Here is a 12,058-nt window from a genome sequence, read left to right as displayed (position 1 = left end):
TTTTACAGTACTAATAACTATTTAAATCGACTTGGCTTCGGTATGCAGTAAGGCTACCAGTTCATCCATATTATCTGCGCTTACCAATTTTACCCCTGCTTTGGCAGGTGGTAACTCGTATGATAGGATAGCAGTGAGAGGAGTTATGGCTGATGGAGCAATTACTTTTAACGGGCGTGTGCGTGCGGCCATGATGCCCCTCATATTGGGTATGCGTGCTTCGGCTACTCCTTTCTGGCAGGCAATTACAACCGGGAGGTTGCAGCTATCGGTTTCTTCACCACCCTCAATTTCACGATTTACTATGGCCACATTACCTTCAATTTTTACACTTGTGGCAAAACCTATATAATCCATGTCAAGCAGTTCGGCAAGCAAAACGCCTGTAGTGCCGTTGTTATAGTCTATTGACTCTTTACCGCACAATACCAGGTCGTACCCCGCACTTTTAGTGTAATCAGCAATATAAACTGCGGTTTGGTATGGGTCGATACTTTCGGCATCAATCCTGATAGCCTCATCACCTCCCAATGCGAGTGCTTTGCGTATTACTGGCTCAATATCAGCTTTGCCAACAGTTACCAGGTGGATCTCAGTAGCAATCCCGCTTTCCTTTAATTCAATAGCACGAACCAGTGCGTACCACTCATCATAGGGATTAATTATATAGGTAGTACCCTGGCTATTAATGGCCGTGTCATTATCTTTTAATATTATTTTGGTGGTAGTATCTGGCACCTGGCTAATGCATACTAATATCTTCATATAGGTTATTATGTTAAATCTGGTAAAATTTACAAGGCTTTACCGGCCCCCATTTGTTTTGATAGCAAGCGCCATCCGGTTATATAATCAGGGGGTAAAATTAGAAGTGAAGGCTACTGCCGCAAAGGGCGGCAGTACGGAGATATTAGTCAAAAAGTCGGAAAGAAGAATATTGGCTAAAGTAGGGCTTTAACTAACGGGGAATAGCCATCCGGTAATCTGAAGGTGATAAGCCTGTTTGTTTTTTGAAATACTTGCCAAAAGATGATTGGTCTGGAAAATGAATTACATACGCGATATTAGCTATACTGATCTCCTGGTTCCTTAACAAAACTTTGGCTTCAAGAATCACGGCGTCATCTATCCATTCGCCGGCAGTTCGGCCGGTTACATCTTTTATGGTTTCGGTAAGGTGTTTTGATGATACGCATAAAGCATCGGCATAATATTGCACATTACGGTGCTCTTTATAATGATGAAACACTAAATCCTGGAAAAGTACATTCAGCTCCTGCTTGCGGTTTAGTTTTCCTTTAACCATCACATGCTGCTTTTCATAAATAGATCCTACTTCATATAATAGTGTAATAAGGATACTCCTGGAAATTTCCATGCGGTAGGGGTGATCCTGCCTGTCGAGTTTTTGCTGAAGCAGGACATAAATTTCAAGCAGCATTTTAGCGTCCTCATGATCGGGATAGATTACCGGCAAGGATGCACTTTTAAAATAACTGAAAGATTCAAGGAAATGACTATTTACATTATTCTCAATGAGGAAGGCTTTCGAAAAAACAATAAACCTGCACAAAAAATCGGGGCTGCTTTGGTATATCCTTAATACATGAAAAGGGGTAGCCAGCAGCATGGCATCAGGCTTAGCTTCGTAAACCTGCAGGTTTACTTCTACTAACGCGGTTCCGCGCGTACAGATACCTATAATATAACCATCTGAGCGGTAAGGGTATTCACTAAGGGAGAGGAGTTGTTTTTCGTCTGTAATAAAAAAATCAGGGCCTACCAGCTTGTCCGCATATAGGTCCGCAAACTTTGATAAACTGAGTTGTCCTATCTTCTTCATTTTAAAGCTTAAAAAGGTTTAAATATTTCATAACCGACTTTTTGACTAATATCTCCGCATTATAGCCCTTTTTTTGATTGTTTAACGAAGTAATTTTAATTTTTAATAAACAATAGGCGCAATCCCAAACTGCGGCCTAAATTATACCAATTATATTATGAGAAAACTATTACTCTTAGCGTTCGCGTTATTACCGGTTCTGGCGTTCGCCCAGGGATTTCAGGTTAACCTTGAAGGTCAGAAACAGATCGGGATGGGGCACACCGGCACCGGGGTGGTGCAGGATGGAGCTTCTGTATTTTTTAACCCCGGCGCGGTTGTTATGTTGCCCGGTAATTACATCCAGGCCGGAATAAGCCCGCTTGTATTTAAATCCGTTTTTAACCCAAATGGTACATCGGCTCAGTACCACACCACCAACAAGGTTGCCACTCCATTTAGCGTTTACGCTGCAGTAGGCCCCAAATCATCCTGGTGGAAACTTGGACTGGCCGTTTATACGCCTTTTGGCGGGCTAACCGATTGGGGCCATGATTGGGCTGGGAGATATTCGCTGGAAAGCCTTAATCTTAAAGCCTTTTATTTTCAGCCTACATTGAGCGTTAAACTGGCTAATAATTTAAGCATAGGTGCAGGGTTTGTTTATAACCGTAGCACGGTTGATTTAACCCAGGCCATCCCAATATCAAATCAAAACGGGCAGGACGGACAAGCCGAGATAAAAGGAAGTGGTAACGGATACGGATGGAACGCGGGTATTTATTATAAACCATCGGAGATGTTTACCGTGGGCTTATCTTATCGTTCAAAAATAAATACCACCATTAAAAAAGGAGACGCAATATTTACCGTTCCTGCTTCCCTTCAGAGCAGTTTCCCTCAGCCTAATACTTTTAGTTCCTCTTTACCTCTGCCTGCAACAGCATCAATCGGTTTTGGTATATATCCCAACAAAAAGCTGATGCTGGCATTTGACGTTAATTATGTAAACTGGAGTGTTTACAAGCAACTTGCTTTTAATTATGCAACCAACACTGCCCAATTGCAGGATACTTATTCTCAGCGTAACTATAAAAATGCGGTTTCTTTAAGGGCAGGGGCACAATACAAGGCAAATAACAAATTTGATATCCGCGCCGGCGGCGGTTATGCCAGCACCGCCGTTCGTGATGGCTATGTTACCCCGGAAGCGCCCGATGCTAATCGTATTTTTTTAACAACAGGTTTAGGCTATCATGCCACCAGACACATTGATATTGACTTTAGTTTTGAATATGAGCACCTGATGTCGCGCACGCAAACCAATACTCAATCGCAACTATCAGGCACATTTAAAACCGACGTATACATCCCCGGCATTTCTCTTGCTTACCACTGGTAAATCCTAAACAACAAAACAGATGAAGACTTTTAAACAATATTGCTATCGCTACTTATTTATCCTTGGTGTATTGGGCTTTGCAGCCTGTAAGCCAGAGATTAATACCTTTAAACCATCCAAAGGATCCGCAGATTTTACGCGCTATATATCCGTGGGTAATTCATTAACCGCCGGTTATGCTGATGGTGGCCTTTACCGCGAAGGACAATTAAACTCGTATCCAAGTATCATTGCCAAACAAATGTTAAGCGTAGGAGGAGGGGCATTTACGCAACCACTTTTTACCCCAGAGCAGGCAAATGGCTCTGGTTATTTGAAACTGGGCGGGTTTAATGCAGATGGAACTCCTATGACTACGCCGGTAACAACAAACCTGGCTATAAGAGGTTTTTTAACGGTACCTGGTTTCGGTAACGTTACTTTATATACCAAATATGCCGGCGAACTTAATAATTATGGAGTACCGGGCATAAAATTATTTCACATCACCTATGCCCCATACGGTAATCTAAATGGGTACTTTGAACGTTTGCTGCCCGGTAACGCGCCTACTAACAATACTACGTATCTTGATTTTGTTACCGCGAAGCCTTTTACCTTTTTCTCCAACTGGCTTGGTAATAACGATGCCCTTGGATATGCAACAGCCGGTGGTGTAGGTGATGTTTTGACAGATAAAAATACCTTTGCACAACTATATAACCTGCTTATTGGTAAGCTTACCGCAGGTGGCGCAAAAGGTGTGGTGGCTACTATACCAGATGTTACTTCGGTACCTTACTTTACCACAATAACCGTGAATGCAATTTTGGCGGGGGTTAAGAAGGTTAATCCGGCTGTTACAGCAATTTATATAAACGCGCTGGTGTCTGGTACCACTTATGCGCCGCGGGCCGCTACAGCGTCTGATTTAATCATACTTACTTTTCCAACAAGTATGATTGGGACACCTGTATCAACGCCATTTGGCAACCTGCCTTACGGACTAACGCCTTATACCCCTATAGATAATAAATATGTACTTGATCAAGCAGAAGCCGCTATGACGCTTGATTATGTTAATTCTTATAACGGAACCATTAAATCTGTTGCGGCCGCAAAAGGCCTGGCTGTTTTTGATGCTTTTACTTTCCTGAATAACATAAAACAATCGGGCTTGCTTATTAATGGAGTAAGTTTAAACTCCAATTATATTAGCGGGGGCATTTTTTCGTTGGATGGGATACATTTAACGCCAAGGGGTTATGCCGTTGTGGCTAATCAGTTTATAAGCGCTATTAATAAACAATACAATGCTAATATTCCTTCGGCTGATATATCTTCATATAACAGTGTTAAATTCCCCTGATAGCAGGGCCCGATAGCTGCTTTTTAAAGCCTTTAATTAACGAGGCTGTATCATGTAAAATTGATACAGCCTCTTTTTTTATTTCATTAAAAAGGGGGAGTTCTCGGATGGCCGGAGAACGTGGGCTGGAAATATGGATGATATTTAGCTACCCGCCGCCTTTAAAAAGGTTTTTGTGTGGCGATAAGATGTATCGCTTCTTCGCGTGTTTTATTTTCTATTGCCATTACAAACTCAACGGGGCCACCACCTTTGCCGCAGCCAAAGCATTGAAAAATATTTTTATCAGGAGAAACCATTAATGAGGTTGCCAGGTCCTTATGAAAGGGGCACCGCCCTTTTAAGTGTTTGCGGCTTTCTTCAAGTAAAATATATTTAGAAATAATTTGGACAAGGTCAGCTTGAACGGGTGAAATGGAATTATCTGCAGACATAAATTAATTAAGTAGTATCCTGAATGAACAGATGGCGAAATTACTTTTTATTGCTGGCAGGAAAGCGAATTTTTTTAAAAAAAATAATTACGAAAACAACCGGGTAATTTATGTGATCAGTATTTATTATTTCTGTTGAAAGTAAGTGTAATAATACAAGGTTTTGTGGCAACACCATATTGCAGAATATTCGAAATCAAAATAAAAGTCCCCTAAGCGCTCGCCGCCGGGGACTTTAAACCTAAACCTTATCACAATGGTAAGCAGGATGCTTACCTAATAGATTTTGTAAGTATATAAAATCAAATTGTAAAAATCAAAATACGGCCATCGTTATGGATGAAAAATTGCCAAATTTATAATTTGTATACTATTAAGTCATTTCATATTTCTTAATAAATAAATTTATTTATTAGTAGTGGAAGTTTCTTTTTTAGGCATGAGATTGCATTCTTAAATTTTTCTGCTTTAGGCAAACATCAGGCCAGGGCCACAGTCAATTGCCCCTATATGGCAGAGGTATTTTTAGGTTGGCGACGGTTTCTTTCAATTAATTGTTAGGGAGTATACTGATGAGGTGATTGGTTATTATTTTATTGACTATAAGTATTTTTATGGGGGTTTAAGCTACGCTGTTGGTTGAATAAATAAAGGCTTAGTAATTAGCGTTTTACCTATCTTCGTTCATGCGGAAATGTGTTTTTATTAACCGGGCAGAAAAGTATCACTTGAATATTGCTGTTTTGCCAACATGGGGCGATAAATTATATAAAAATACCTGGGGCGCTGGTCCGGAGGTTTTTAATGATAATAATGCTGCTATATTTGCCGCATGGTTAGCCAGGCGTTATAAAAGCAGAACTAACATTATATGGTTAGGTAATTTATACGCTTACTGGTATAACCCGCGCGATGGTTAAACAACAGTTATTGGCAACATGCCAAACGTAACTAAAAAGGTTATACCGCCGACAAACGGGTACGGATAAGACTGGATGTTGGTTTTGGATGATGGCGGCAAAAATTTTGTAAAAACCATCAACGGGCAAACAATTTGAACGGTGAATTTTTTTAAAAACATGTTTTGGTATACATGTGCTAAAAGGCAAAAGGGGTGTGCACGTTGCACAATTTCTGACTGCCGGAAACTATTCTCCGTTATTTGAGTAGATTTATATGGTAAAATACCTAAAATTATAATATGGTAAAATTATTTGTTGTGGGTATACCACGAACTATGCAGGAAATTGCACTGCTGGAGTTGTTTATGGCTGAAGGCCAGGTAGAAATGGTGAAGATTGTTACGGATATAGATACAGGTGAAAGCAAGGGCTATGCCTTTGTTCATATGACCGATCAGGCGGGTGCAGACAGGGCTATCGCCGCTTTTGACGGTATGGAGATAGAAACCAGGCAGCTCAGTGTGAGGATAGCCGAGGATAAAAGAGCGTCTGCGCAAAAGCCATCGCCTGTTGCAAGCAAACCCTCTTTTGAATCACCCGGTTATCACAAAGTGGAGAAGCCAGACGGTTCTGTAAAGAAAAAACGTCCAAGACGGACATTTTAAAATCATTATCAATTAGTAAACAACGGCCGGGCCGCAGTTAATTTGTATATGCTTTACATAGCATGCGCCAATGATGAGGGTAACTGATCCTGGTATGGTTTAAAATTCTCCCTGAACTTATCGGCCAATCTGCCCGCAATAAAATCGTAATCCTGTTTGTTTGCCCAGGTATCTCTTGGGTTCAAAATAGCAGAAGGAACGCCGGGACAGCTTTCAGGAATAAAAACACCAAAAACCTGGTGCGAGCGGTAAGCTACCTTCTCCAGTTGCCCAGCGAGAACGGCAGAGATCATTGCCCGGGTGTATGCCAGGCTTATCCTGCTACCGGTTCCATAAGGTCCGCCAGACCAGCCGGTGTTTATCATCCATACTTTGGTTTGATGTTTTTCGAGTTTCTCCTGCAGCAGTGAGGCATAAAGGTTAGGGTGCAGTGGCAAAAAAGGTGCGCCAAAACAGGTGCTAAAAGTAACCTGCGGTTCTTTTACTCCTTCTTCTGTACCGGCAACTTTGGCTGTGTATCCACTGATAAAATAATACATGGCCTGCTCATGGGTTAGTCTGCTCACCGGCGGGAATACACCATAGGCATCGCAGGTAAGAAAGAACACGTTTTGGGGGATGCCGGATAGGGCAGGAGCTTTGGTATTTGGTATAAAATTTAATGGATAACTTACCCTTGTATTTTCAGTGATCGTTTTGTTTGCAAAATCAATCCGGTTAGTATCGCTGGTAAAACAGGTATTCTCAACCAATGCCCCTTTGCGGATAGCCCGGTAAATATCCGGCTCATGCTCTTCGGAAAGGTTAATGACTTTTGCATAGCAGCCCCCTTCAAAATTAAAAATACCCGTATCATCCCAGCCATGTTCGTCATCACCTATCAGTCTGCGGGATGGGTCTGAACTTAGCGTTGTTTTACCGGTTCCGCTTAAGCCGAAAAACAGGGCGGTGTCGCCTTCCGGCCCTTCATTGGCGCTGCAGTGCATGCTTAACACCCGGTGATTAACAGGTAAAATAAAATTAAGCACGGTAAATACAGCTTTTTTGATTTCGCCGGTATACCCGGTACCGCCTATAAGGATGGTTTTATGGGTAAAGGAAACAATGGTGAAATTGCCTTGCCTGGTGCCATGCTTTGCAGGGTTTGCTTTAAAGCCGGCAGCCTGGATGATGGTCCAGTCGGGTTGCAGGGTTTTCAGCTCATCAGCAACCGGCGCAATAAACATGTTAGCTGCAAAGTGGTTTGATGAAGGGCATTCATTTACTATCCGGATGCTGATTTGAAATGCAGGGTTGGCGCAGGCGTAGCCGTCCCTTACCCATACCTCGGCTTGCTGGTTGAGGTAGGCAGTCATATCCCGGCGGAGAATTAGAAAAGATGCCTCAGATATTGGATTGTTGAATTTATTCCAGTTAACCGTTTTATCCGTCAGTGTATCTTTCACAATGAACTTATCAGCCGGACTGCGGCCGGTAAACTCACCGGTACATATCACCAGGGCCCCTGTATCATTTAATACGCCTTCCTGCCTTTGCAGGCATTGTTCCACCAATTTTGCAGTTGGCAACTGGTAATTAATCCTGTTTTTCAGTGATAGGTTCTGAACAATATCATTTACCTTTTTCATGTGGATTTTATGTTGCGTAGTTTATAAAGGGCTTCATTCAGGATTTGCCTTACCCGTTCCCTGCTGAGTCCCAAACACCGGGCTATTTCTGCTGCGGGCACTTCTCCATCTCCCGAAAGCCCAAAAGACATATCGATTACGGAACGTTCCCGTTCGCTTAAACGGGATAGGAGCATGGTTATCTCCAATGACGCATCCTCTGCCATAAGGGTCGCATCAGTTCTGTTGTCTTTTTCGTAAAGCCGCTCATAAGGCGAATAGTCATCGTCATCCCCAAATGGCTTATCCAGTGAGGTTATCCACGGCGCTACAGACAAAGCTTCATTAACTTTTTCGGGTGATATATCCAGGTATTCGGCAATCTGTTCTGCAGAAGGTTTGCGTAAGGTTTCCTGTTCAACCACGGCCATCGCTTTGTTGATTTTTGATATATCGTGAATCTTGTTCATCGGTAACCTTATCATGCGTGAGTTTTCTGTAAGGGCCGCAAGGATACTCTGCCTTATCCACCATACCGCGAAAGAGATGAATTTAAAGCCCCTGGTTTCGTCGAACTTTTTGGCCGCTTTGGTTAGGCCAAGGTTGCCCTCGCTAATCAGGTCGCATAGGGGCATACCCTGATGCTGGTACTTTTTGGCTACAGAAACTACGAAACGCAGGTTGGTTTTAACCAACCTGTCAAGTGCTGCCTTATCTCCCTGCCTCACTTGTTTGGCTAGCGTTACCTCTTCCTCAGAGCTGATGAGGTTCACTTTGCCAAGTTCCTGAAGATAGGTTTCTACCGCGCGGGTTTCCCGGTTGGTAATGGTTTGGGTTATTTGCAGTTCTCTCATGCTTCATCTATTCTTGTAAAAACACAATTATCATCGTTGAGCCAGATCTGCGCTGCTTCAGTTGCCTTTTTTTTGTGTTTCAGGTTTTTTAGCATATCTCTTACCATCATATTAAGATCAAACCGTGACTGCCAGGCCCAATCGGTGCGGGCGCATTGGTCATTAACACTGGCCGGCCAGCTACTTGCAATAGCCTGCCGGCTATCGGGCTGGTACGTAACCTCTAAAGCCGGTATGTATTTTTGAATTGCTGCGGCTAAATCGCATGGTGAAAAGCTTAATGCGGAAAGATTATAGGAGGTGCGTATTTTAATCTGTTCGGCGGGAGCTTCCATCAACTCTATCGCGGCGCGCACAGCATCGGGCATGTACATCATCGGCAGGCAGGCGTCCTCCTGCAGGAAACAGGTATAATGGCCTTTTTCAACGGCCTGGTAAAATATATCAACCGCGTAATCGGTGGTGCCGCCGCCCGGAGGCGATGAGTAAGAGATAAGACCGGGATAGCGGAGACTGCGTACATCAAGTCCGTATTTATCAAAATAATACTGGCACCAGTACTCGCCCGCCCGTTTACTGATCCCATAAACCGTGTTTGGTTCTGTAGTTGGTTCCTGCGGGCAAAGGTGTTTAGGAGATCCGGGGCCAAATACGGCAATGCTGCTTGGCCAGAAAACTTTGTCCAGCTTTTGGGAAGCCGCTACTTTAAGCACATTTAGCAGGCCATTCATGTTAAGCTCCCACGCGGTATGGATATGTTGCTCACTGCTTGCCGAGAGCATGGCAGCCAATAGGTATATCTGCGTTATATGCTCCTCGCGGATGAGATGCGTTAATGCGTCAATATTTAAAACATCCAGTTGCCGGTAAAGACCATCATCCGTACTACGGAAAAAACGGTCGGCCGCAATGACATTGTTACTGCCATATCTTAATCTTAAGGCACGGGTCAGTTCGGTGCCGATCTGTCCGCAGGCACCAATCACCAGGATTTTTACAGGCTTCATTGGTTTATAATTGTTATAATTGGTTAGCTGAGGATGTTGGTCATCCTGAATACTGTAAAGGTTGGTGTATTTAGTTTCTGAAACTATAGGATTGGCAGTATTTAGAAAAAAGAACTAAAAATGCAGCAATTGGTGATTGATAAGATTAAAAGAAGGGGCAATTTGTATCGCTTTTAAAAAAAACGGCTATTGCCCGCTGTTTAATGTCAAAATAACAGGTTTGAAAATTGGCCTATTTTACACTTAGTATCTTTTGCATAATGCGCATATTTTGACGATTTATAAAAAAATTATACTTAAATGTTGTTTTTTAAGGATTTAAGTACTTAACTTGGAAGCACCAATTATTATTATTTAAAACGTAAACTTTACACTAAGTATATGCCGATAGTTAAAACTTTGGGCCAGTTTATTATTGAAAAACAGGCCGATTTTCCGTACGCCAAAGGAGAGCTTTCCAGGCTGCTGCGCGACATTGGAATCGCGGCTAAGATTGTCAACAGAGAGGTGAACAAAGCGGGCCTGATGGATATCCTGGGGCAAGCCGGGAGCATAAATATCCAGGGAGAAAGTCAGCAGAAACTGGATGTTTTTGCCAATGAGCAATTCATATCTGCACTGGCGAGCGGTGGCGAATGTTGCATAGTAGCATCAGAAGAAAATGAAGATATCATCAGGATAGATGCGGCGGTGGCAAATAACGCCAAATATATTGTGGCCATTGATCCTTTGGATGGTTCTTCTAATATTGATGTAAATGTGCCCATAGGTACTATTTTTTCAATTTACCGCAGATTATCGCAGGAGGGGCCTGCCACGCTGGCTGATGTACTGCAGTCGGGTACGGCCCAGGTGGCGGCAGGCTATGTAATTTACGGCTCATCAACCATGTTGGTTTACACTACGGGAAAAGGCGTTAATGGCTTTACCCTTGATCCATCCATTGGTGAGTTTTGCTTATCGCACCCCAACTTGCAGATCCCCGAAGATGGTTTCATTTACTCCATTAACGAAGGGAATTATGTGCATTTTCCTAAAGGGGTAAAGCAATACATTAAGTACTGCCAGGTGGAGGATAAAAGTACTAAACGGCCCTACACCTCAAGGTACATCGGTTCCATGGTGGCCGATCTGCACCGTAACCTCATTAAGGGAGGCATCTTTATTTACCCGGTTACCGCCGCCGCTCCCAATGGCAAACTACGGCTGGTTTATGAGTGTAACCCAATGGCATTTATTATAGAACAGGCTGGGGGTAGGGCAACTAATGGCAACTACAGGATTTTGGAGCTTGATGTAATGGAACTACACCAGCGTTCACCAATTTTTATTGGTTCGGTAAATATGGTAAAACAGGCCGAGCACTTTATGCTGGAAGCGGGTGTACTTTCTTTTAATGAAGCTGAACCATTTTTAATTAAAGTATAGCTTATATTTCCATGCAGAACAATCAACTTGACGATACAGATGTTGCTATTATAGAATTATTGCAGAAGGATGCGCAAATAACGCATAAAGAAATAGGCTACCTGCTGCACAAAAGTGTTACGCCCATCCATCTGCGGATAAAGCGCCTGGAGGATGAAGGATACATCAAGCGCTATGTGGCCATTGTTGATCCTAAAAAGGTTGGCCGCGGGCTTATCGCTTATACCCACGTACAGTTAAAAGAGCACTCCCGGGATGCTTTGCTGGCCTTTCAGCTGGAGGTGGTTAAGTTGCCCGAAATTATGGAATGCTACCATATGACCGGGAACTTTGATTTTTTACTCCGGATAGCCATAAGTGATATGAACGAATATAATGTATTGCTCATGACAAAGCTAACAGGGTTGCCTGATGTATTGAATATGCAAAGCTTTTTTGTATTGTCGGAAACAAAGCAGGAAACCGCTTATCCTGTACATTTATAAAAGTATTTCCCTTATACCATTATCTATAAAAATACTTCAGTTCATTCTTTAAACTGCGTGTAAAAGTGTTTATGACCGGCAGCGCTTATTTTGTGATGTAGGTA

At 42.7% G+C, this 12,058-nt stretch carries 13 protein-coding genes; 7 read left to right on the top strand and 6 right to left on the bottom strand.

Translation table 11 applies throughout. The features are described 5' to 3' along the window. Positions 1-21 precede the first annotated feature (21 nt). Positions 22-765: an electron transfer flavoprotein subunit beta/FixA family protein gene (locus Q0R88_RS09440; RefSeq protein WP_295715405.1), complete on the bottom strand. Its 744-nt coding sequence runs from the start codon at positions 763-765 to the stop codon at positions 22-24. 10 nt (positions 766-775) lie between these two features. Here Q0R88_RS09440 and Q0R88_RS09435 point away from each other — a divergent pair, with 10 nt between their 5' ends. Beyond that, on the top strand, positions 776-958 hold the full coding sequence (locus Q0R88_RS09435; protein WP_295715403.1) for a hypothetical protein: 183 nt from the start codon (positions 776-778) through the stop codon (positions 956-958). Here Q0R88_RS09435 and Q0R88_RS09430 read toward each other — a convergent pair whose 3' ends face one another. After that, positions 959-1,843, bottom strand: coding sequence for a helix-turn-helix domain-containing protein (locus Q0R88_RS09430; protein ID WP_295715401.1), 885 nt, complete (start codon positions 1,841-1,843; stop codon positions 959-961). A gap of 157 nt (positions 1,844-2,000) precedes the next feature. Here Q0R88_RS09430 and Q0R88_RS09425 point away from each other — a divergent pair, with 157 nt between their 5' ends. Continuing rightward, entirely contained in the window at positions 2,001-3,224 is a 1,224-nt protein-coding gene (locus Q0R88_RS09425) for an outer membrane protein transport protein (RefSeq protein ID WP_295715399.1), read from the top strand. Between the two features lie 19 nt (positions 3,225-3,243). Then, entirely contained in the window at positions 3,244-4,572 is a 1,329-nt protein-coding gene (locus Q0R88_RS09420) for a G-D-S-L family lipolytic protein (RefSeq protein WP_295715397.1), read from the top strand. 161 nt (positions 4,573-4,733) lie between these two features. Here the strand turns inward: Q0R88_RS09420 and Q0R88_RS09415 are convergent, their stop codons facing one another. After that, the gene (locus tag Q0R88_RS09415; RefSeq protein ID WP_295715394.1) at positions 4,734-5,006 is read right to left on the bottom strand and encodes a CHC2 zinc finger domain-containing protein; all 273 of its coding nucleotides are present in this window, start codon (positions 5,004-5,006) and stop codon (positions 4,734-4,736) included. Positions 5,007-5,692: 686 nt separating this feature from the next. On the opposite strand from Q0R88_RS09415, the gene Q0R88_RS09410 reads away from it, so the two are divergent. Together Q0R88_RS09410 and Q0R88_RS09405 are read left to right on the top strand one after the other, a co-directional pair. Next, entirely contained in the window at positions 5,693-5,926 is a 234-nt protein-coding gene (locus tag Q0R88_RS09410; protein WP_295715392.1) for a DUF4038 domain-containing protein, read from the top strand. Positions 5,927-6,207: 281 nt separating this feature from the next. Further along, positions 6,208-6,573: a hypothetical protein gene (locus tag Q0R88_RS09405; RefSeq protein ID WP_295715390.1), complete on the top strand. Its 366-nt coding sequence runs from the start codon at positions 6,208-6,210 to the stop codon at positions 6,571-6,573. Positions 6,574-6,626: 53 nt separating this feature from the next. Here the strand turns inward: Q0R88_RS09405 and pckA are convergent, their stop codons facing one another. The 3 genes from pckA to Q0R88_RS09390 are packed head-to-tail and all read right to left on the bottom strand — an operon-like array spanning position 6,627 to position 10,041. Next, positions 6,627-8,201: a phosphoenolpyruvate carboxykinase (ATP) gene (gene pckA, locus Q0R88_RS09400; RefSeq protein WP_295715388.1), complete on the bottom strand. Its 1,575-nt coding sequence runs from the start codon at positions 8,199-8,201 to the stop codon at positions 6,627-6,629. Next, positions 8,198-9,034: a sigma-70 family RNA polymerase sigma factor gene (locus Q0R88_RS09395; RefSeq protein ID WP_295715386.1), complete on the bottom strand. Its 837-nt coding sequence runs from the start codon at positions 9,032-9,034 to the stop codon at positions 8,198-8,200. Before Q0R88_RS09395 ends, pckA begins: the two co-directional genes overlap by 4 nt. Then, complete coding sequence (locus Q0R88_RS09390) at positions 9,031-10,041, bottom strand: NAD-dependent epimerase/dehydratase family protein (protein WP_295715384.1); 1,011 nt, start codon at positions 10,039-10,041, stop codon at positions 9,031-9,033. The genes Q0R88_RS09395 and Q0R88_RS09390 overlap by 4 nt, the downstream gene beginning before the upstream one ends. Before the next feature lie 381 nt (positions 10,042-10,422). Here Q0R88_RS09390 and fbp point away from each other — a divergent pair, with 381 nt between their 5' ends. Both fbp and Q0R88_RS09380 read left to right on the top strand, forming a co-directional pair. Then, entirely contained in the window at positions 10,423-11,469 is a 1,047-nt protein-coding gene (gene fbp, locus Q0R88_RS09385; protein WP_295715382.1) for a class 1 fructose-bisphosphatase, read from the top strand. An 11-nt stretch (positions 11,470-11,480) separates the two neighbouring features. Next, complete coding sequence (locus Q0R88_RS09380; RefSeq protein WP_295715380.1) at positions 11,481-11,954, top strand: Lrp/AsnC family transcriptional regulator; 474 nt, start codon at positions 11,481-11,483, stop codon at positions 11,952-11,954. Positions 11,955-12,058 lie beyond the last annotated feature (104 nt).

The sequence above is a fragment of the Mucilaginibacter sp. genome (genome assembly GCF_025362475.1).
In the GTDB taxonomy this organism is placed as follows: Bacteria; Bacteroidota; Bacteroidia; order Sphingobacteriales; family Sphingobacteriaceae; genus Mucilaginibacter.
This window is presented reverse-complemented; position numbering and strand designations above follow the sequence as displayed.